The organism is uncultured Gilvimarinus sp. (assembly GCF_963975215.1).
Lineage (GTDB): Bacteria > Pseudomonadota > Gammaproteobacteria > Pseudomonadales > Cellvibrionaceae > Gilvimarinus.
The window spans coordinates 13,823-35,121 of the sequence record NZ_CAXBFW010000022.1; the positions used below are offsets into that span (position 1 = coordinate 13,823).

Consider the following 21,299-nt stretch of genomic DNA (forward strand, 5'->3'; position numbering starts at 1 on the left):
TTTTTACTACAACGCCATCTTTACACCGATAAGTTAACAGTGTTAACTTAGTCTCGCGATTACGGATAACACCCCCAGTAAAAACGCTTGGGGTACAACACCCACGCCCGAATACATTTGGAGGTATCGAGGTGAACACACTCGTCAATTACTGGGCACGCATTGTGATTGGTGCCCGCCTGCCTTTGCTTATTGTCACCGCGCTAGTAGCAGCACTGGCGTTTATTCCCATGAAGAACTTGTATTACGACAACGCCAATGAGCGCTTTTTTGTCGAGAACGACCCAAACCTCACGGCGTTTAATCAATTGTTAGAGCTGTTCGGCGATATCGAATATCTCAGCATTGGTATTACCGCGCCAAGCTCCGATCCGGATGTGTTTACCCCAGACACGCTTAACGTCATCGACTCGCTGTCACGTTTTTTAGAGGCGCAGCCGCAAGTGACTCAGGTGCGCTCGTTAAGCGAATACGAGTACACCCACTCCGAGGGTGCCATGATGGCCACTGACCCTCTTATCGAACCACCCTTTACTCACACCGACCTCGCCCAGGCGCGCGATATTATTCACAGCGAGTCCATGGCCATGGACTCGCTCATTACCCGTGATTTACGTCATACCCGAGTGGTCGCGCGAGTGCGATATCAAGTGGGTAGCGATGAGGCCAAAATGGCCCTGATGCAATCGGTACGAGAGTTTATCGCCGCCGAAAAATTCGCCGTGCGCGGCTACCCGCTTAAGCTTAGCGGCCAGCCGGTTTTTACCGAACAGTTTGAAGTATTAACCAAGCGTGACCAGAGCTGGATCCACCCTGCCATGGCGCTGGTGATGATCATTATTCTGTTTTTTAGTTTTCGCTCATGGGCCGGCATGCTGTTACCCTGGGTGGTTATCGGGACATCGCTGGTGTTGGTTAGCGGTATTCAGGGGCTGGCCCGCTGGCCGCACTCGGTGGTGGAGTCGGCGCTGGTGCCAGCGTTAATTATTATCGGCATTGGTATCTCGGTGCACGTGATTGTCGAGTTTTACCACGCCCGGGCGCGAGGGCAAATACCACCACAAGCCGCACGCGATGCCATCACCCACTTATGGTTGCCAGCGTTTTACACGGCAATCACGACAGCCGCCGGGTTTCTCGCCCTGGGGGTTACCGAGCTACTGCCGGTTAAGCAGTTTGCCTGGCTTGGTGCTATTGGCGCGCTAACATTATTTGTGGTGGCCTTAACCGTATTGCCGGCCCTGCTTAGCTATCTATCAGCTTTTACCCCGCGCACTAAAAAATCCGTGAGCACCGGGTTAATCGCCCGCTTTACGCAAACACTGCCTGCATTTACCTATCGTTGGCGGCAAGTGTTGTTAATGACCGGCACCATACTGTTAATTATTAGCAGCTTTCTGGTTCCCAAACTCACCGTTGACTCGAACTTTATTACTTACTTTAAACAGGATAACCCCACCCGCCAGGCACTCGAGTATTTTGATAACACTTATAACGGAGTACAAAACATCGATTTTATGATCGATGCCGGCGCCGAGGGCGCAATACACGACCCCGACTTTTTGCAGCGGGTGGCAACGCTACAGCATTGGCTTGAGGCGCAACCAGAAACCGGCGCCGTCAACTCTTTAATCGACTTTCACAAACAAATTAATCGCGCGCTGCACTACGATGACAACGCCTGGTACCAGTTACCCGAGTCGCGAGAAATGGCTGCTCAGTTTTTACTGCTGTTTGATAATACCGGCCCCACAGAAGACCTTACCGATGCAAAAGATTTTTACGAGCGCTATCTGCGCATCTCGGTACCGGTAACCAATCTGGCCGCCAGCGACACCCGCGCGCTGCTCGATCGTATTGAGCGCCATATTGCAGCACAGTTTGGTGATTTATCCGTTACTGCGACTGGCTCTCTGGTGATGTACAACGCTCAGGATATTTATATCAATCGCGGTATGTCGCGCTCATTTATTATTGCGTTAGCCGTAATAAGCCTCAGTTTTATCGCGCTGTTTCGCTCAGTTAAATACGGCCTGATCGCGCTGGTGCCAAGCGTAGTGCCTATTTTAATGACCGGGGCGCTACTGGTAGTGCTGGGCATACCACTCAATCTGGGCACCATGATCGTCGGCGCCATGACCATGGGGATCGCGGTGGACGATGCCATTCATGTCATGAATCGTTACCTCAGCGCCAAGCGCTCTGGCAGCAACACACATCAGGCGATTAGCACCGCTATGAATGAGTCTGGCCGCGCCGTGATTTCTACCTCTTTTGTGTTGGTGGCCGGCTTTAGCGTAATGCTGCTCGGCTCGTTTATACCCTACATCTATACCGGGCTCTTCGCGGCCACCATTATGGCCCTGGCCCTGCTTGGCGACTTACTGTTTTTACCCGCGCTGCTGCACTGTATCGACGGTGGTAGCGAGCGCCGCACCGCAACACTTTTAACCGAACAGGAGGTTCATACCCCATGACTAGATTGCAACTAACTCTGGGCATCAGTTTTTTGTGCCTTAGCGCATTCAGTTACGCTGAAGCTGACCAGAACGACACCCTCGACGCCCGCGCGATTATGGAAAAAGTCGACACCCGTTACACCGGCGATTCGTCTCGCGCCGATGCCCAGCTGGTGTTAATTGACCGCAAAAATCGCGAGCGGGTGCGCGATATTCGCCTGTACACCTTAGAGCAACCGGACGTCGAAAAGTCCATCTCGTTCTTTTTAAGCCCGACCGACGTCGCCGGCACCACCTACATGAACTACGACTACGAAGACAACCGGGACGATGACTCCTGGTTGTTTCTACCGGCACTTAAGCAGGTTCGCCGTGTCGCCGCCGGCGACAAATCCGGTGCATTTATGGGCAGCGACTTTACCTACTCTGATATTAACGGCGTAAATATCCGCTGGTATAACTACCAAATACTCAGCGACAGTGAAATCGTCGACGGTGCCGATACCTGGTTAATTGAGTCGACACCTAAACCGGAATTTGCCGATAAGGTCGATAGCGAAACCGGGTATGTAAAATCCCACTTGTGGATACGCAAAGACAACTTTGTTCAGGTGCAAGGCAAAATCTGGATGAACCGCGCCAACCGGGTTAAATACTTTCGCGCCGATCAGCTGGAAAAAATCAGCGACATCTGGACCCCGATGCGCTTGCAAATGATCACCACACGCAACGACGAGCGCGAACACGCCAGTGTGTTTCGTTTTAGTAACACGGTGTACAACCAAAACACCGATGCCGCGCTATTTACCACCCAACAAATGCAGCGTGGGCTCGACTAATGCGCCGGCACAACAACATCGCCGGTGCAGCACTGCTGACGTTAGCCTTTGCCAACCCGGCGCCAGCGCAAGATTTTTTTGCCACCGTGGCAACCGATGAGCCCACCACCGGTGTAGATGCCGACAGCCCATGGCAAAGTAAAGCGTGGGTACAACAAAGCGCCGGTTATGGCTACCGAGCTCCGGCGGCCAACGTCAGCCGGAGCTCGGCAGACTTTACCCGGTTGGAAACTCAGCTTTACAGCGAGCTCGAGTGGCGCGAAGGGCCCATTAAGGCGCGGGTGGCTGGATCAATAACCCAGGACTGGTTACCCGGTTTAGCCCAAGCGGGTATCTGGAGCGGCTACGACTTTACCGCCGAGCAGCGCGCGCAGCGACGCTGGCGGCTAGATTTATCGGATACTTATGTATCCTGGGAGCAAGACAATTGGTGGCTCAAAGCCGGCTACCAAACGTTTGCCTGGGGCGAGGCCGAATCGTTAAAAATCACCGATGTTCTGGCGCGCCGCGATCAGCGCTGGCCCGGCCAGCAAGACTTAGAGCTTACCCGCTTGCCGGTACCGGCATTGCGCGCCACCTGGCAAAACCGGCTGGACCTGGTGATGCTTATCGAGCCCCTGCCCGATCGCCTGCCCGCCGCCTATGAGGAGTTCGACCCCTATATCGCCCTGCGCACCGGCGATAGCCAAACTGACCCGATGCTGATCGAGCAGCCTGCTAACCGGCCGGGATTTGCCCTGCGCTGGCGCGAGCACTGGGGAGGCGTCGATACCCAGCTACTGCTGGCCGAAGTCGACAGCTACGAGCTGACCCCCACCCAAATTGCTATCACCCCACAAGGCAACACCGAAATAACCCTAGCCACATCGCGCCAGCAGATTGTGGGGCTGAGCCTACAGGCCGTTCAGGGCAATTTTTTGTGGCGCAGTGAGCAAGCCTGGCACAACCATGTGATGTTGCCCGCCGCCGAGCCCACGGCTAGCTGGCAAGACACAAGTCAGTGGCGCGGCATGGTGGGCGCCGACTACAACGGCATTCACAACCTCACCATTACCGGTGAGTACAGCTGGATCCATAGCGACACTACCGGCGACGTTACAACACAGGCAGAGTCGTGGCAGAGCGGCGCCTCGGCGCGGGTCACTTATACCGCCTACAACGAGCGTTTAACACTGCAAGCCTATGGCCTGGTACTGCCAGGCAATGAGGGAACCGTTTGGCGCCTCAGTGGCGAATGGGTGTGGAGCGACCAGCTGCAAACCGAGCTTATGCTAGTGGACTACTCCGCCGGCGCCCCCGAGGACACGCTGTATCCCTACCGGGCCAACGATGCGGTGCTACTTAGCGCCCGTTGGGCACTGTAAAGGGCGATCTGGTAAACTGGCGCTTTCGTGAACGAGAGCCCGATTGCCCCAATGAGTCAGAGCCCGCCAAACCCCAAGCCCGCCGTTGCCAAAAAAGCTGCCTACCACCATGGCAACCTGCGCGAGGCGCTGCTTGAGCGCGCCATGCAAATATTGCAGCACGACAGTAGCGACAAGCTCAGCCTACGCTCATTGGCAAAAGACCTCGGGGTCAGCGCCACAGCGGTGTACAGCCATTTTACCGACAAAACCGAACTCTTGATTGACCTGCGCACCCAAGGGTTTTACTTACTCAACGAAGCGCTATTAGCAACCCTTGCCGGCGCCCCCCATGAAAGTGCAGAGCAAAAAGTGCGGCTGCTGGGCCACACCTATATGCGCTTTGGGCAAGACTTCCCCAACCTGTTTGACACGTTATTTACCTGGACACCCGAGCTCGAACGGGTCACCCCCGTTTGCATCGAAGCCGGGGCCGACTGCGAAGCCACCTTGCGCGACACTTTGTGCGAGATGCTCGCCGATTACGGTGTCGCGCGCGACGACTACCGCGCAAGCATCGCCTCCATGAGCGCTTGGTCGCTGGTACACGGCATGACGATGTTAGTGCGCTCCGGCGCCATTGAGGGCGCGGTGCACTGCGGCCACTGGCCCGTGTCATTCTCAGCCAAAGAGCCTCAGCAACAGGCCCAAATGTTTGAGCACTTACTCAGTATTGAACTGGCGGGCTTAAAAGCCTGCATCAATTCCATTAACGAACCTTGATGTGGGTTCCGTAACCGGCCCCGGCATCGTATCATTAGCGCCTTTTCAGGTAGACCCTAAGGAACCACTATGATTACCCTGCACACCAACTACGGCGATATCACGTTAGAGCTGGATTTTGACAACGCGCCCAAAAGCGCCGCCAACTTCAAGCAATACGCCGAAGACGGCTTTTACAATGGCACCATTTTTCACCGCGTCATCGACGGCTTTATGATCCAGGGTGGTGGCATGGATGAAAACATGGAGCAAAAAGAAACCCGCGCCAACATTGAAAACGAAGCCGACAATGGCCTGAAAAACCTGGCCGGCACCGTGGCTATGGCTCGCACCAACGATCCACACAGCGCCAGCTCGCAATTTTTTATTAATGTGCAAGACAACGACTTTTTGAACCACTCGGGCAAAAATGCTCAGGGTTGGGGCTACTGCGTATTTGCAAAAGTGACCGACGGCATGGACGTGGTCAACAAAATCCGCACGGTTAAAACTGGCAGCAAAGGCTTTCATCAAGACGTACCGGTCGACACCATCGTGATCGAAAACGTCACCGTAAACGGCTAGATATGAGCACGCTGTTCATATCAGACCTACACCTGCACGCAGCCGAGCCGGCTGCCGTGCAGGCGTTTTATACCTTCTTAGCGGGCCGGGCACGCAGCGCCCAAGCGCTGTATATACTGGGTGATTTTTTTGATGCCTGGATTGGCGATGACGACGATGCGCCACTGGGGCACGAGGTGGCCGCCAAGTTGCGCGCGCTGGCCGATACCGGTGTCGCCATTTACCTAATGCCGGGCAACCGCGACTTTGTGTTGGGTCACGACTTTGCAAAACGCGCCGGCGGCACCATGCTAGCCGACCCGACGGTGATTGATCTGTACGGTAAAACCACGGTGTTACTGCACGGCGACAGCCTGTGTACCCGCGACGAGCCTTATATGGCGCTGCGCGCGCAGCTGCGCTCGCCCGATTGGCAGGCGCAAGCGCTGGCACAGCCACTGCAAGTGCGCCGGGCCATGGCCGAGCAACTGCGCGCTAAAAGCAAAACCATGAACAGCTCAAAGCCCGAAGACATCATGGATGTTACCCCGGAGGCGGTCGTCGATGTACTGCGCGAACACAACGCCAGTTTAATGATTCACGGCCACACCCATCGCCCCGAGCGGCACCCACTAACCGTTGATGGCATAGCCGCCGAGCGAATAGTACTGGGAGACTGGCACGACAATGCCTGGTGTTTGGTCGCCGACGAAAAGACGCTGACGCTTGAGCATTGGCCAATTAGCACTTAGCCTTAGCACTGTCAGCAACACACAATAAATCCCCAAACGTAGATTACGCTTGGGGATTTTTTTGTCGATTAAAAAATGCCTGTACCTTGTCGGCATCCCACATCGTATCCTGATACCCCAGCTCCATAAGCTCGGAGATAAAAGGGTTGGCAAACAACAGGTAGCTGGCCGCCGTGGCCCCACCACTTTTGGTCGTGGCGCCAATGGCGCGCAAAAAGAAGCGCACACTGCGAGGCAAGTAACGCACCTTGCGCCCGGCAATCGTATCAACGCCTTTGCTGGGCGAAATAATCATATTGCTCACGGGCTTTAAGCCGAGGTTCTCGGCAGCGCGCACCTCGGGCGGAATAAGCTCCAGCAGGCTGTTTAAACGCTCCATGTGCTCTATATCATTTTCCAACGCATCGACAAACGCGCTGTTAAGCAAATGCCCAACAATTTGCGCCATAGACGGAGAGTGTCGCACCGGCATAACCGCTTTATTGGCACCACGTGTGGGATGGCGATTACCACTGACCCCGATCACAAACAAGGCCTCAGCGCCCAGGTGCAAAGCTGGGCTGATAGGCGCTAACTGGCGCAAGGCGCCATCGCCATAATACTCTTGGTCTATACGCACAGTGGGAAAAATAGTAGGGATCGCCGATGAGGCGAGCAAGTGCTCCAGATGAATATCGGTGGGCACCCCGGCACGGCGAAACCGCTTCCAGCCCTCTAGTTGCTCGTGGCCCTGAAAAAAACTTACCGAGCGCCCCGAGCTATAGCCCATCGCCGTAATCGATACCGCGTGCAGTTTTTTTGTCTCGATGTTGCGGGCGATATTGGCAAACTCTATTTTACTGGCCAGCAAGTCCCATAGCGGCGCGTTATCCAGTAAACTCAATGGTCGCTGCCGGCCAATGCCCTCGTTAAACAGGGACAAAAAGATTCGCCCAAACCCCCGGCCAAAATCCGACCAACCGTGACTGTAGACATCGCCAATCGACAGGCCCCGCCAGATATCGGCCAGGTCGGTCACCGACTCACGAAAATTGCCCGGGTGGGCGGCCAGCGCAATGGCGTTAATGGCACCCGCCGAGGTGCCGCAAATAACCGGAAAAGGGTTCTCAGTATCAGCCGGTAGGATTTCAGCCAGCGCCTGTAAAACACCTACCTGATACGCCGCCCGCGCACCACCACCCGATAAAATAAGCGCGGTGCGACTCACAACAAAGAAACCTTATCAACCCAAACCTTCAAGCAAATACAGCCACATAAATAATATTGGTTTACTTCCATCGTTGTTACTTTAAGGTCCGTATAGGGGTTGATTAGTAAGGGTTATTTCAGCTCGCGTCGCAGCACTTTACCCACATTGGTTTTAGGCAGCTCATCGCGAAACTCCACCGAGCTTGGCACTTTATAAGCCGTTAGTGATTGCCGCGCAAATTCGCGTACATCTTTTTCGCTAAGCGAGGCATTGGCGCTAACCACAAAGGCTTTTACCAGCTCGCCGCTTTCTTCATCGGGCACGCCCACAACGGCCGCCTCGACAATATCCGGGTGCTCGGCCAGCGCGTCTTCCACCTCATTGGGGAAGACTTTAAAGCCTGAGACGTTAATCATATCTTTTTTCCGATCGACTATTTTTACATAGCCATCGGCGTCAATGGTGGCGATGTCGCCGGTTTTAAACCAGCCCGCCGCGTCGATAGCCTCGCGCGTGGCATCGTCACGATTCCAGTAGCCTTTCATTACCTGCGGGCCCTTTACGCACAACTCGCCGGCTTCACCCACGGGTAAATCAGCGCCGGCTTCGTCGATAACTTTAACGTCCGTTTCTGGCACCGGCAGCCCCACGGTACCCAAACGAATACCATAGCGCGGGTTAATGCAAACCACCGGGGAGGTTTCAGTTAAGCCGTAACCTTCACACACTGGGGTGCCGGTCACCTCCTCCCACTGCTTGGCGGCGTGATTTGTTAGCGCCATACCACCCGAGGATGATAAGCGCATATGGCTAAAATCCAACGCGCGAAAATCGTCGTTGCGGCACAGAGCGTTAAACAGAGTGTTAAGACCGACAAAGCAAGTAAAAGGCACACCCTTTAGCGCTTTGGCAAACGCCGGAATATCCCGCGGGTTAGGAATCAGCAGGTTCTCGTTACCCAGCGAGAACGCGCACATACAGTGAATGGTGTAGGCGTAAATATGATACAGCGGCAGCGGTGCCACAAAGATGTCTTGGTTTTGCCGAAACACATCGCCCATCTGTTGGTTCACTTGCAGCATGTTAGCCACCAGGTTGCGGTGGGTAAGCATTGCACCTTTTGCCACCCCGGTGGTGCCGCCGGTGTACTGCAGTATCGCCACATCGTCGGGGCTAGCCTGATGAGGCGCCAACTCGGCCGAGCCGGCTTTGATGACTGATTTAAATGAGCGGCTGTGGGTAAAACTAAACGGCGGCACCATTTTTTTGATGTACTTCACCACCGAATTAATCAACAGTGATTTAAGCGGCGGATGCAAATCGGCCAGCTCCGTCACAATAACCTGCTCGACGTCGGTGTCGGGCACCACCTCGGCGGCCGCGCCGGCCACGTTAGCTAAAACGACCAAAGCCCTGGCACCCGAGTCGGTGAGCTGATGCTTTAGCTCTGAGGCGGTATACAGCGGGTTGGTGTTAACCACAATCATGCCCGCACGCAACGCGCCAAACACCGCGACCGGGTACTGCAGCACATTGGGCAGCTGTATGGCGATTCGGTCACCGGGCTTTAAATTGGTTTCGTGTTGTAAAAACGCTGCAAACCGACCCGATAAATTATCAATATCGCGAAACGTTAAGGTATGGCCCAAACAGGTAAATGCCGGGCTGTCGGCAAATTGACTACAGGTTTCAGTAAACACCTCAAGCACTGTGCGATTACAATCTAACGTCATACCGCCTCACTCCCAGTTATTGTTATCGGGTTTGATCATACCCGATGACTCTCCCTGATTATAGACCACGCCGATTTACCCGGGTCAGCCTAAAAACACACTGGCCACTTCGGTGGCCAACAATGCTGTCAGCCCCCAGATATCGTAGCCCTGGTGGCGATAGGCGGGTATTTGGTAGCCTACCCCCTGACGCTCGATAGTATCAAATCTAGCGACCTGATCCGGCTGAAAAAGCGTGATTGGCGCGGTAAAAATCGCACTTAACTCCGCCGGGTCGGGAATTAATGCCGCCCCTGGCGCAATTTGTGCCACAACCGCACTTACCCGAACACCCGCCCGGGTATACCGCGCTGGTAGCGCGCCCAGCAAGGCAGCCCTGTCGGGGCTTAAATGGGTTTCCTCGTGGGCTTCACGCAGGGCAGTGACAATTAGATCGGTGTCGCCCGGCTCAAATTTGCCACCGGGAAACGCCACCTCCGAGGGGTGTTGCAGCATATGCGCGGCACGCTCGGTTAAGATCACCTCAACCGTGCCGGCCCGCTCAATCAAGCCAATCAGCACTGCCGCCTCGCCCGCTTGCGGTTGGTACTGGCGCAGCGTTTCGATTGAGTGTAATTGCCGCGTTAGCCGGCCCCAACCGGCATTAAACATCGGCCAGTTGCCAGATATCGTAGGCGGGTTCTTCAAAGGGGTGGGCGTCCATTAAGGCTTGCTTCGCGGCGCGAATATGCTCGTCGGCACACACCAGCTCGACGCGCCACTCGGGGTCGCGGCTAAGCTGATTCTGCTGTCCGCTAAACGGCTGGCTGCCAGCGAGAGGACGAAACTGCCCCTCCCCCAGCACTTGCCAGCAACATTGGTCATAGTCGCCAATTTTGCCGGCACCGGCGGCGAACACCGCCTGTTTTACCGGCTCTAGGTGAGAGTCAGGTACAAAAAACACCAGCTTGTACATGGGCATCTCCGGGGTACGGGGTACGGGGTACGGGGTACGAAAATGATACCGGATTTAATCCGTCAAACGCTATCTTTCTCCGCTCCCGTATCCCGTTAACCGTCCTCCGTACCCCGTTCTCCGCTTAGATCACTCGCACCGAGATAACATGCTCTACGGCTTTAATCGCCGCTACCACGTCATCGGCCGGGGCTTGCTCTACATCGATGATGTTGTAGGCGATATCGCCGCGGCTTTTGTTTACCATATCCACCACATTGACGTTATTGTCGGCCAAGGCAGACAGTACATGCCCCAACACGCCGGAGACATTATCGTTGCAAAATGTTATACGCGCACCCTGGCCGGAGCGCTCCATTTGCACGGCGGGAAAGTTTACCGAGTTTTTAATGTTGCCATTTTCAAGGTAATCCATCAGCTGATCGGCGCCCATAATTGCGCAGTTTTCTTCCGCCTCTGCGGTGCTGGCGCCGATGTGCGGCATAGCGTATACGTCATCGCGCCCCAGCAAAATCGGCTCGGGGAAGTCGCAAATATACATACGCAAGCGTTTGGCGTCTAAGCTCTGCACCACAGCGGCGGCGTCAACAATGGCCTCGCGAGCAAAGTTAAGCAGCACCGCGCCCTCTTTAACCGATTTAAGCGACTCTTCGTTAATCAGGTGGTGAGTGGCTTCAATCGCCGGCACATGCAGGGTGATGTAATCCGAGCGCGCCAACAGCGACTGTAAGTTTTCGGCACGCGCCACTTGGCTAGGCAAACGCCAGGCGGCCTCAACCGACAGGGCCGGATCGTAACCAATAACGTTCATACCCAGGGCCAAAGCGGTATCGGCAATCAAAGAGCCGATCGCCCCTAAACCCACAATACCCAGCGTTTTACCGGTAAGCTCGCTGCCGGCAAAGGTGGATTTTTGCTTTTCCATCAAGGCGCTCATCTCAGCCGCGTCAGTCATGTCGGTGAGTGACTGTGCCCAATTCATGCCGGGAATAATGCCCCGTGAACCCAGTAACATACCGCCGATCACCAGCTCTTTTACAGCGTTGGCGTTGGCGCCCGGGGCGTTAAAGACCACCACACCTTTTTTGGTGTAATCGGCCACCGGCACATTGTTGGTGCCTGCTCCGGCACGGGCGACAGCTTTAACAGACTCTGGCAGCGCCTCGTCGTGCAGTTTGTGACTGCGCAAAATATAACCATCGGGGGCATTGATATCGCTGGCCACTTCATACTTACTGCGGTCAAAGCGATCCAGGCCTTTGACAGAAATTTTGTTATAGGTTTTGATCTTGTACATGTGCGTATCCAATGTCTAAAGGTGAGACATTTAAGGCGCGGCGTACCGCGCCTGCGAGGTTTGATTCGGTTGCCGAGGTTGATTAAGCGCTGGTGACTTGCTTATAGCCCCACTCGAGCCACGGCATTAACGCTTCGAGGTCGGCGGCCTCGACGGTGGCGCCACACCAGATACGAAGCCCCGGAGGTGCATCGCGGTAAGCGCCAATGTCATAGGCAACGCCTTCGCTATCGAGCAGTTTAACCAACGCTTTAACCTGCTCTTCGCTAGCGTCGAGCGTAAAGCACACACTGGTGTTGGAGCGCGTGGCTTTGTCTTTTGCCAAAAATTCGATCCAGTCGTTCCCGGCGACAAATTTTTCCAGCACCGCCAGGTTGGCTTCACTGCGGGCGATTGCCGCTTTGGTGCCGCCGATTGACTCAACCCAATCCAACGCGTCCAGGTAGTCGGCCACACACAGCATTGATGGCGTGTTGATTGTGGCACCCTCAAAAATGCCCTCGATCAACTTGCCACCTTTGGTCATGCGGAACAGCTTAGGCAGAGGCCAGGGTGGCGTGTATGACTCCAGACGCTCTACCGCGCGGGGGCCTAAAATCAGCACGCCGTGGGCACCTTCACCACCCAGCACTTTCTGCCAGCTGAAGGTAATCACATCGAGCTTTTCCCAGGGCATCTCCATCGCAAAAACAGCCGAGGTCGCATCACAAATGGTTAAGCCCTGGCGGTCATCGGCAATCCAATCACCGTTGGGTACTTTGACGCCCGAGGTGGTGCCGTTCCAGGTGAAGATCACATCGTGGTCAAAGTTAGGCTTGCTCAGATCTGGCAACTCACCATAATCCGCTTCAAGCGCGGTAACATTATCGAGCTTAAGTTGTTTGGTGATGTCCGTTAGCCAGCCTTTGCCAAACGACTCCCACTGCATAACGTCCACCGGGCGCTGACCCAGCATCGACCACATGGCCATTTCTACCGCACCGGTATCCGAGCCCGCGACGATACCAACGCGATAGCCCTCTGGAAGACCCAGCATCTTAGCGGTTTGCTCGCAGGCACGCCCCAGCGCCGCCTTACCCAGGCCTGAGCGGTGTGAGCGGCCAAGCGTGGCGAGATCCAGCTGGTTAACGTCATAGCCCGGGCGCTTGCTACAGGGGCCAGATGAGAAGTTAGGGTTTTGCGGTTTCACCGATGGTTGCATAGCAATCCTCTGAATCAGTCGGGATTAAAGGTGCACACCCACCTACGCGGACTCCTACTTGCAGGGCTCCCTTAGTTCGCGGGCTCCCGTGGGGCAAAGTCACCTGGGCATGTGTATGAAAATTGGGCGCTGATTATGCCAGTTAGCGCCGATCTGGTCTATGGGTAGTCATCGTCATATAACACCGCGTGAGTCAGTGTTCTGGGCAAGTGCCGGTTTGCGTCAATAAGCCGTAAAAATCTGCCGCAACCTCGCTGTGCAACGCGCTATTTATTTCGCCAGTGAAGCACCTTGGCAATTGAGCTATAGTAGCCCCATGTCACCAAGACACCGCTCTATCGCCATCTTTATGCTCTTAAGCGCCTTAGCTCTGGCGGGGCTTGCGGCTGCCAACGAGACGCTCAACCCGCTACTGCAATATCAACGCAGCGCCATCGACCAATGGCAAGTGTGGCGCCTGTTTAGCGCCCATCTGGTGCATTTAAACTTAGTACATGGGCTGCTTAATTTAGCGGGGCTTTGGTTGATAATTTTTTGGGTGGGCGCCGAGCGCCGCCGGGCATCATGGCTACTTGCGGGAGCGTTAATTGCGCTTAGCATTTCGTTAGCCCTGTACCTATGGCAACTCAACATAAGTTACTACGTAGGGCTGTCGGGGGTATTGCACGGCTTGCTGGTGTTTGGGCTGGCGCCACTGTGCGCACAAAACCTGCCCGCCGGTTGGGCGGGCATCATCGCGATTAGTATTAAGCTGTGCTACGAGCAGATTATCCCCGGTGGCAACAGCGCCACCGAGGTGCTTATTGCCGGGCCTGTGGTCTCCATCGCGCATATTTACGGAGCGGTCAGCGGGGCCCTGCTCGCATTCGTCTGGGCTCTGGGCAGCAAGCTAAAAGCCCGCACTAACGACTTTTAAGCCGCGCCTTTACCCCCGGCGTTGTCTGCACCGGGCGCTCTCTAAACCAAATGTTACAGGCCCACTTCTCGCCACTTACCACCGGCAAACCACCGTGCAAGCTGCCGGGATGACGCATATTGGTACCAGAGTAACAGTTGTAAAACAGCAACAGTCGGCCGCGCCGTGCCGTCACCTCTATATTCAATTCGGGAAACCCGGTGGCACCACCGGCGGCCACGTCATTTAAATACAGTAAACAAGTCACCAAGCGCTGCCCGCCTTTCGCCATACAGCGCTCACCGCGCTCGGTCGCCGGATCCCAGGCATCAAAGTGAGCCGCATATTCTTGTGTTGGCCCATAGTGGATCATTTGTAACGACTCGGCGTTTGTTAAGGGCACGCCCAATAGCTTACTCACCCGCACCGACAGCCCGGACACCACAGGATTAATATGATGCTTAATCCAGCAATTACTGCCACTGCGCCGCGCGCTGGCTACGCCACCTTGAGCGCCGCTGACTAAGGCTTGCTTAAACTGCTCACTCGCCAAAGACTTGAGGGTGTTAATTTCCAGGCCCGAAACATAATCGTCGAACACCGCAACAAACGGCTCTTGGCTTAGTATTTTGGTTGCGGGAAGGTTTGCAGGCAGCGTCAATATCATAGCGTTAGTGTACTTATATTAAGCAGCATAGGCGGTGTGCAAGTAATATAAGCAGTTATAAATAACACAGGCAGTTTATCAAACGCCGGCATAACGACTCGCTTAAGGTTACACAAGCTCATATATCTGTGACATGGTAAAGCCGCGATACTGCAAATAACGCATCTGCTTCGCTTTATCTTTGTACTCTTGGGCAGGCACCGGAAACTTGCGCCGCAGCACCTCCTCTGCCAGCGTTAGCCAGTTCACATCACACTCTGCAAGCGCATCTTCAACAATGTGTGCAGCAACGCCTTTCTGTTGTAGCTCTCGGGTTATACGTTCAGGGCCACGCCCCTTTGACACAGAGCTGCGCACAAACATACCCGCAAAGCGCGCATCATCCAGATAACCAAGCTCACTCACCCACTCAAGTGCTGCATCGACGCATTTAGCGTCATTAAACTTATGCAATAACTTCTCGCGCAACTCGTAATACGAGTGCTCTCGCCGGGCAAGTGACCCAACGGCACTGTTACGCACTTTAGCAGCCAACTGCTCGGGGTCCATTTCAGTATTCACGTGATTACTCTCGGGCGTGTCCACTCTACTTTCCAGGGTATCGGGTACCAGATGATTTTTTTACCAAGATTCAATTTGCCTATATGTAACACGCAAAAAAGCCGCAATAAATGCGGCTTTTTTAACCCGATTACAACACTCGATCAGGCCTCTTGCTCGACATCACTTTCCGCTTTGGCCTCGGGCGCTTTAACGGTGCCCAACATCTCACCTCTTACGCGTCCTTCAAGCTCTTGGGCGATTTCAGGGTTTTCTTGCAAAAACTTCACTACGTTGTTTTTACCCTGACCGATTTTATCGCCATTGTAGCTATACCAAGAGCCGGCTTTATCAATCATGCCGAGCTTAACGCCGCAGTCGATAACCTCACCTAAGCGATTAATGCCCTGGCCGTATAAAATCTGAAACTCAGCTTGCTTAAACGGTGGCGCCACCTTGTTTTTAACCACTTTAACCCGGGTTTCAGAGCCGATCACCTCTTCGCCGTCTTTTACCGAGCCAATGCGACGAATATCCAAACGTACCGACGAGTAAAACTTAAGAGCATTACCACCGGTGGTGGTTTCGGGGCTGCCAAACATCACACCAATTTTCATACGAATTTGGTTAATAAAAATCACCAGACAATTGGCATTTTTGATATTACCGGTAATTTTACGCAGCGCCTGAGACATTAAGCGCGCCTGCAGGCCCACGTGATGATCGCCCATCTCACCTTCGATTTCGGCTTTAGGGGTAAGCGCGGCCACTGAATCGACTACCAATACATCCACCGCGCCCGAGCGCACCAGCATGTCGGACACTTCCAGCGCCTGCTCGCCGGTATCCGGCTGCGAGATAATCAGCTCATCGACTTTTACACCTAGTTTCTCGGCGTAAATTGGGTCGAGGGCGTGCTCGGCATCAATAAAGGCGCAGTTGCCGCCAGCGCGCTGGGCCTCGGCAATCACTTGCAGCGTCAAGGTGGTTTTACCGGAAGACTCGGGGCCGTAAATCTCGACGATACGCCCCTTGGGCAAACCGCCAATACCCAGTGCCACATCCAGCCCAAGCGAGCCGGTAGAGATGGCGGGAATAGCCACATGCTCACGGTCGCCCATGCGCATAACGGTACCTTTACCAAACTGGCGTTCGATCTGGCTCAGGGCCGCCTGCAACGCTTTTTCTTTATTCGCATCCATATGACACACCTCAACGTTAAATTCAAAATTCGCACTGGCCTGTTATCTTTGTGACCCAAAGCGTGCCGCCAGGGCCCTTTGTCAGGCTATGGGTAGAGCATACAGTAAAAACCTGTATATGAAAACAGTACTATTAATTTATACAGTAGTTTTTACACGCTCGCCAGCCGCACCAGCTCGCGCAAGGCGGTAACACAGGCCTGATAGCGCACCTGGGCTCTATCCCCCTGATAAACATAGCACTCTGAAACCACCGTGCCCGAGGCATCAGCCCAGGCAAACCACACGGTGCCCACTGGTTTATCGCGGGTGCCGCCATCTGGCCCGGCGATACCACTGACAGCCACCGCTAAATCGGCGCCGCTGGCGGCCTTAGCCCCCAGCGCCATCTGCTCGACCACAGTGCCGCTCACCGCGCCCTCTTGCGCCAAGCTCGCTTCACTGACGCCCAGCAAACGGGTTTTGGCACTGTTGGCGTACGTGACAAACCCCGTTTCAAACCACTGCGAGCTTCCGGCAATGGCCGTGATCGCGCTGGCCACCCCACCCCCGGTGCAAGACTCGGCGGTACTCACCTGCCAGTTGCGCTCAAGCAAATAGCCGCCTAGTTCAGCCGCCAGATGCTGCAGTGTGGCGCCAGTATTTTTCTCCGACATACAGCTCTCTCTGAAAGGTTAAATAGCACAAAGAATCAACGGGCATTTATAACAGACCTTACGGTATTCTCCGTACCCGCTCAGTGCAAGTGGATTGTGATTACCGTAAAATGCCCGGCTAAGATTCGTTAACCGCACATACCTCTGGAAAAATATGCCGTCCAAAACGACCTCTACCGCCGACACCAGCGCTCATACCCCCATGATGCAGCAGTATCTAAAGATCAAAGCCGAGCACCCTACCGAGTTGGTGTTTTATCGCATGGGCGATTTTTACGAGCTTTTTTTTGACGACGCCAAAAAAGCCTCAGAGCTGCTGGATGTGACGTTAACGGCGCGCGGTAAGTCCGGCGGCGAGCCGATACCAATGGCGGGGGTGCCCTATCACGCGGCCGAGGGCTATTTAGCGCGGCTGGTACGCGCCGGTGTGTCGGTGGCGATTTGCGAGCAAATCGGCGATCCGGCCACCAGTAAAGGGCCAGTGGAGCGCAAGGTGATGCGCGTGGTTACCCCGGGCACGGTGAGCGACGAAGCCTTAATGGATGAGCGCCGGGACAACCTGCTGGTGGCCCTGCACCGCCATGAGGACACTTACGGCATCGCCTCGCTGGATATGGCGAGCGGCCGCTTTTTGGTTTTACAAGTCGATGGGTTGGATGCCGCCGCCGGTGAGTTGCAGCGCCTTAACCCGGCCGAGCTACTCGTCAGCGATGACCTTGAGCTGCCCGAGCTAACCGAAAACCGTAAAGGCGTACGCCGCCGCGGGCCGTGGGAATTTGAGCTAGAAACCGCCCAGCGCTTGCTAACCCGCCAGTTTGGTACCCAAGACTTATCGGGCTTTGGCTGCGATCACTTAGACAGCGCCATTGCCGCCGCCGGCTGCCTGCTAAGTTACGCCCGCGAAACCCAGCGCACCGACCTACCCCACGTGCGCGGTCTGGCCTATGAAAACCGCGATGAAGCCGTCGCCCTGGATGCCGCCACCCGGCGCAACCTGGAGATTGACATCAACCTTACCGGCGGTGACGACAATACATTGTTTTCGGTGCTCAATCGCACCGCTACCGCCATGGGCGCACGCCTGTTGCGACGCTGGCTAAACCGCCCGCTGCGCGACATGCACACACTGGTCGAACGCCAAGAGGCCCTAAGCGTACTGACCGATAATTACAAATTTGAGCCTATCCGCGAGCTACTAAAGCGCATTGGCGATATGGAGCGCATTTTGGGCCGTCTGGCGCTGCGTTCGTCCCGCCCGCGAGATTTATCTCGCTTAGGGGCATCGCTAACCTGCTACCCCGAGCTGCAAGCCGCGCTAAAAACCTGCCAGTCACCGCGCTTAACAGAGCTCTCGCAAGCGATCAGCACGTTTCCTGAATTGGTTGATTTACTGCAGCGGGCGATTGTCGAAAACCCACCGGTGGTCATTCGCGATGGCGGCGTTATCGCCGAGGGCTACGACACCGAGTTAGACGAGCTGCGCAACATCAGCAACAACGCTGGCCAGTACCTTGTGGATTTAGAAACCCGCGAGCGCGAGCGCACCGGCATCAGCACACTAAAAGTGGGCTACAACCGGGTACACGGTTATTTTATCGAGCTAAGTCGCGCGCAATCGGGCGGTGCACCAGCCGATTATATTCGCCGCCAAACCCTAAAAAATGCCGAGCGCTTTATTACCCCAGAGCTAAAAGAGTTTGAAGACAAAGCGCTGTCAGCCAAAAGCCGGGCCCTCAGCCGCGAGAAAGCGCTGTACGATGAGCTGATTGAAAAGCTCAATGAACATTTAGTAGCCCTGCAGGATTCAGCCGCCGGGGTTTCCGAGCTGGATGTACTCACCAACTTTGCCGAGCGGGCCATTAACCTGGACTTGTGCCGGCCCGAGCTGGTCCACACGCCAGGGCTCGATATTAAAGACGGCCGCCACTTAGTGGTCGAACAGGTGCTGGACGGCCCGTTTGTCCCCAACGATCTGGACTTTAATGACGATCGCCGCATGTTGATTGTTACCGGCCCCAATATGGGCGGTAAATCGACTTATATGCGACAGGCCGCGTTAATTACCCTGCTGGCTCACGTAGGCAGCTTTGTACCCGCCGCCAGCGCGCAAATTGGCTTGGTCGATCGCATATTTACCCGCATAGGCTCGTCCGATGATTTAGCCGGGGGCCGCTCGACCTTTATGGTAGAGATGACCGAAACCGCCAACATCCTGCACAACGCCACCGACCGCAGCCTGGTATTAATGGATGAAATTGGCCGCGGCACCAGCACCTTTGATGGCCTGGCGCTGGCCTGGGCCTGCGCCCGCCACCTGGCCGAGAATGTGCGCGCCTTTACCTTGTTTGCCACCCACTACTTTGAATTAACCGAGCTGCCCGAGAGCCTGCCCCATATTGCCAACGTGCACCTCAACGCCACCGAACACAAAGACAACATTGTGTTTTTGCACAAAGTGCAGGAAGGCCCGGCAAGTAAGAGTTACGGGATTCAGGTGGCCAAGTTGGCCGGTATTCCCACCCCGGTACTGCAAAGCGCCGCCGAGCAGCTGGTTCTGCTGGAAAATAACGAGCGCCCAACCCCGGTAACCAACCGCTCGCCCGAGCCCTCGCCCCTGCAGGCAAGCTTATTTGACGCACCGGTTAGCCCGGCCATTGAGGCATTAAGCGAAATTGACCCGGATGATTTAACCCCAAGGCAGGCATTAGAGGCGTTGTACCGCCTGAAACAGCTGAATTCATGACAATTGATCTACCAAAAATTGAGAATGCTGGTAAAATGCCCCCCTTTACGCACCAAGCACCTGTAATCGTGGAGTCTGCACAATGACATTCGTAGTTGGGGATAACTGCATTAAATGTAAACACACCGACTGTGTCGAGGTTTGCCCGGTTGACTGTTTTTACGAGGGGCCCAACTTTCTCGTCATTCACCCAGATGAATGTATTGATTGCGCCCTATGTGAGCCCGAATGCCCGGTAGATGCTATTTTCTCGGAAGACGAGCTACCAGAAGATCAGGAAGTGTACCTGGAGCTCAACGCCGAGCTATCCGAGGTATGGCCTAACATTACCGAGAAAAAAGACGCTCCGGCCGACGCCGAAGAGTGGGATGGCGTGGAAGGCAAGCTGCAGTATCTGGAGCGATAACGCACCTGCCCCACAGCCATAAAAAAACCGCGCCAAGTGCGCGGTTTTTTTATACGTGGGTAAATCGTTTTAAAAAGCCAAACTAAACCCCAAACAGATTCTCGCTGCTTAGGCCCTGTTTTTCCATAATGTCGCGCAAGCGGCGCAGCGACTCGACCTGAATTTGCCGCACGCGCTCGCGGGTTAGGCCAATAGCGCGACCTACCTCCTCCAGCGTGCTCACCTCATGGCCGCGCAAGCCAAAGCGACGCGCCAGCACCTCGCGCTGTTTCTCGCTCAGCTCGTCAAGCCACTCATCCAGGCTGTCGTTTATATCGCTATCTTGTGTCAGCACGGCAGGGTTAGATTCGCGCTGATCACTGATGGTGTCCACCACGGTACGGTCCGACGAGCTGCCAATCGGGGTATCCACTGAGGTAACCCGCTCATTCAAGCCCAGCATACGCTCCACATCCGCGACCGGACGCTCAAGCATAGTGGCAATTTCGTCGGCCGAGGGCTCGTGATCGAGTTTCTGAGTAAGCTCCCGCGCTGCTCTAAGGTAAACGTTTAGCTCTTTTACCACATGAATGGGCAAGCGGATGGTGCGGGTCTGGTTCATAATAGCCCGCTCGATGGTCTGGCGAATCCACCATGTGGCGTAGGTCGAGAAGCGAAAGCCACGCTCGGGGTCGAATTTCTCGACAGCGCGAATCAAACCAAGGTTGCCCTCCTCGATCAGATCCAACAGTGCCAGCCCGCGGTTAACATAGCGGCGTGAGATTTTAACCACCAGGCGCAAGTTGCTTTCGATCATGCGCTTGCGCGAGGCCTCACAACCACGCAGGGCCTTACGTGAAAAATAGACTTCTTCTTCCGCGCTGAGCAGCGGCGAAAAACCAATTTCGTTTAAGTAGATTTGTGTCGCGTCAAGTGAAGAGGTATCGCTGGCAAAGCGATCAGGTGTGGGCTTTCGTTTGGTGGCAGTTGAGCGTTTGGGCTCATCATCAAGTACTATTTCGGCAACGTCACCATCGTCTACTTGAGCAAGGATGTGATCGTTGCGGCTGGCGTTATTTATTTCCCTATTTTGTACTGGCATGCTAGGCCCCCTTCA

At 55.0% G+C, this 21,299-nt stretch carries 20 protein-coding genes; 9 read left to right on the forward strand and 11 right to left on the reverse strand.

The window, feature by feature from the left end:
• The first annotated feature begins 131 nt into the window (after positions 1 to 131).
• The 6 genes from AAC019_RS13400 to AAC019_RS13425 all read left to right on the forward strand — a co-directional run bounded on the left by AAC019_RS13400 (position 132) and on the right by AAC019_RS13425 (position 6,719).
• Positions 132 to 2,477 (forward strand): efflux RND transporter permease subunit, encoded by a 2,346-nt coding sequence (locus AAC019_RS13400; RefSeq protein WP_339899494.1) that lies wholly within the window; start codon positions 132 to 134, stop codon positions 2,475 to 2,477.
• Complete coding sequence (locus AAC019_RS13405; RefSeq protein WP_339899495.1) at positions 2,474 to 3,298, forward strand: outer membrane lipoprotein-sorting protein; 825 nt, start codon at positions 2,474 to 2,476, stop codon at positions 3,296 to 3,298. The genes AAC019_RS13400 and AAC019_RS13405 overlap by 4 nt, the downstream gene beginning before the upstream one ends.
• Positions 3,298 to 4,662 (forward strand): hypothetical protein, encoded by a 1,365-nt coding sequence (locus AAC019_RS13410; RefSeq protein ID WP_339899496.1) that lies wholly within the window; start codon positions 3,298 to 3,300, stop codon positions 4,660 to 4,662. Before AAC019_RS13405 ends, AAC019_RS13410 begins: the two co-directional genes overlap by 1 nt.
• Positions 4,663 to 4,713: 51 nt before the next feature.
• Positions 4,714 to 5,424 carry a TetR/AcrR family transcriptional regulator gene (locus AAC019_RS13415; protein ID WP_339899497.1) on the forward strand — a complete coding sequence of 237 codons (711 nt, stop codon included), beginning with the start codon at positions 4,714 to 4,716 and terminating at the stop codon, positions 5,422 to 5,424.
• Between the two features lie 69 nt (positions 5,425 to 5,493).
• The gene (locus tag AAC019_RS13420) at positions 5,494 to 5,988 is read left to right on the forward strand and encodes a peptidylprolyl isomerase (RefSeq protein ID WP_339899498.1); all 495 of its coding nucleotides are present in this window, start codon (positions 5,494 to 5,496) and stop codon (positions 5,986 to 5,988) included.
• A 2-nt stretch (positions 5,989 to 5,990) separates the two neighbouring features.
• Positions 5,991 to 6,719 carry a UDP-2,3-diacylglucosamine diphosphatase gene (locus AAC019_RS13425; RefSeq protein WP_339899499.1) on the forward strand — a complete coding sequence of 243 codons (729 nt, stop codon included), beginning with the start codon at positions 5,991 to 5,993 and terminating at the stop codon, positions 6,717 to 6,719.
• 43 nt (positions 6,720 to 6,762) lie between these two features.
• Here AAC019_RS13425 and AAC019_RS13430 read toward each other — a convergent pair whose 3' ends face one another.
• From AAC019_RS13430 to AAC019_RS13455, 6 genes are all read right to left on the reverse strand, one after another.
• Positions 6,763 to 7,926: a patatin-like phospholipase family protein gene (locus AAC019_RS13430; protein ID WP_339899500.1), complete on the reverse strand. Its 1,164-nt coding sequence runs from the start codon at positions 7,924 to 7,926 to the stop codon at positions 6,763 to 6,765.
• Positions 7,927 to 8,039: 113 nt separating this feature from the next.
• The gene (locus AAC019_RS13435) at positions 8,040 to 9,641 is read right to left on the reverse strand and encodes an AMP-binding protein (RefSeq protein WP_339899501.1); all 1,602 of its coding nucleotides are present in this window, start codon (positions 9,639 to 9,641) and stop codon (positions 8,040 to 8,042) included.
• An 84-nt stretch (positions 9,642 to 9,725) separates the two neighbouring features.
• On the reverse strand, positions 9,726 to 10,292 hold the full coding sequence (locus AAC019_RS13440; protein WP_339899502.1) for a CoA pyrophosphatase: 567 nt from the start codon (positions 10,290 to 10,292) through the stop codon (positions 9,726 to 9,728).
• On the reverse strand, positions 10,285 to 10,596 hold the full coding sequence (locus AAC019_RS13445) for a YqfO family protein (RefSeq protein ID WP_339899503.1): 312 nt from the start codon (positions 10,594 to 10,596) through the stop codon (positions 10,285 to 10,287). The genes AAC019_RS13440 and AAC019_RS13445 overlap by 8 nt, the downstream gene beginning before the upstream one ends.
• 124 nt (positions 10,597 to 10,720) lie before the next feature.
• The gene (locus AAC019_RS13450; protein WP_339899504.1) at positions 10,721 to 11,893 is read right to left on the reverse strand and encodes a 3-phosphoglycerate dehydrogenase family protein; all 1,173 of its coding nucleotides are present in this window, start codon (positions 11,891 to 11,893) and stop codon (positions 10,721 to 10,723) included.
• Positions 11,894 to 11,975: 82 nt separating this feature from the next.
• Positions 11,976 to 13,094, reverse strand: coding sequence for a phosphoserine transaminase (locus AAC019_RS13455; protein WP_339899505.1), 1,119 nt, complete (start codon positions 13,092 to 13,094; stop codon positions 11,976 to 11,978).
• Positions 13,095 to 13,410: 316 nt separating this feature from the next.
• On the opposite strand from AAC019_RS13455, the gene rrtA reads away from it, so the two are divergent.
• Positions 13,411 to 14,010, forward strand: a complete 600-nt coding sequence (gene rrtA / locus AAC019_RS13460; RefSeq protein ID WP_339899506.1) for a rhombosortase — start codon at positions 13,411 to 13,413, stop codon at positions 14,008 to 14,010.
• Here rrtA and AAC019_RS13465 read toward each other — a convergent pair.
• The 4 genes from AAC019_RS13465 to AAC019_RS13480 form a co-directional block, all read right to left on the reverse strand.
• Positions 13,997 to 14,656 carry a 2OG-Fe(II) oxygenase gene (locus tag AAC019_RS13465; RefSeq protein WP_339899507.1) on the reverse strand — a complete coding sequence of 220 codons (660 nt, stop codon included), beginning with the start codon at positions 14,654 to 14,656 and terminating at the stop codon, positions 13,997 to 13,999. The genes rrtA and AAC019_RS13465 overlap by 14 nt on opposite strands.
• A 108-nt stretch (positions 14,657 to 14,764) precedes the next feature.
• Positions 14,765 to 15,217, reverse strand: coding sequence for a regulatory protein RecX (locus AAC019_RS13470; protein ID WP_339899508.1), 453 nt, complete (start codon positions 15,215 to 15,217; stop codon positions 14,765 to 14,767).
• A gap of 143 nt (positions 15,218 to 15,360) precedes the next feature.
• On the reverse strand, positions 15,361 to 16,398 hold the full coding sequence (recA, locus tag AAC019_RS13475; RefSeq protein WP_339899509.1) for a recombinase RecA: 1,038 nt from the start codon (positions 16,396 to 16,398) through the stop codon (positions 15,361 to 15,363).
• A gap of 152 nt (positions 16,399 to 16,550) precedes the next feature.
• Positions 16,551 to 17,054, reverse strand: a complete 504-nt coding sequence (locus AAC019_RS13480; RefSeq protein WP_339899510.1) for a nicotinamide-nucleotide amidohydrolase family protein — start codon at positions 17,052 to 17,054, stop codon at positions 16,551 to 16,553.
• A gap of 154 nt (positions 17,055 to 17,208) precedes the next feature.
• On the opposite strand from AAC019_RS13480, the gene mutS reads away from it, so the two are divergent.
• A complete protein-coding gene (gene mutS / locus AAC019_RS13485) occupies positions 17,209 to 19,797 on the forward strand; it encodes a DNA mismatch repair protein MutS (RefSeq protein ID WP_339899512.1) in 2,589 nt (862 codons plus the stop codon).
• Between the two features lie 82 nt (positions 19,798 to 19,879).
• Entirely contained in the window at positions 19,880 to 20,203 is a 324-nt protein-coding gene (fdxA, locus tag AAC019_RS13490; protein ID WP_041523631.1) for a ferredoxin FdxA, read from the forward strand.
• An 82-nt stretch (positions 20,204 to 20,285) separates the two neighbouring features.
• Here fdxA and rpoS read toward each other — a convergent pair whose 3' ends face one another.
• The gene (rpoS, locus tag AAC019_RS13495; protein ID WP_339899514.1) at positions 20,286 to 21,284 is read right to left on the reverse strand and encodes an RNA polymerase sigma factor RpoS; all 999 of its coding nucleotides are present in this window, start codon (positions 21,282 to 21,284) and stop codon (positions 20,286 to 20,288) included.
• Positions 21,285 to 21,299 lie beyond the last annotated feature (15 nt).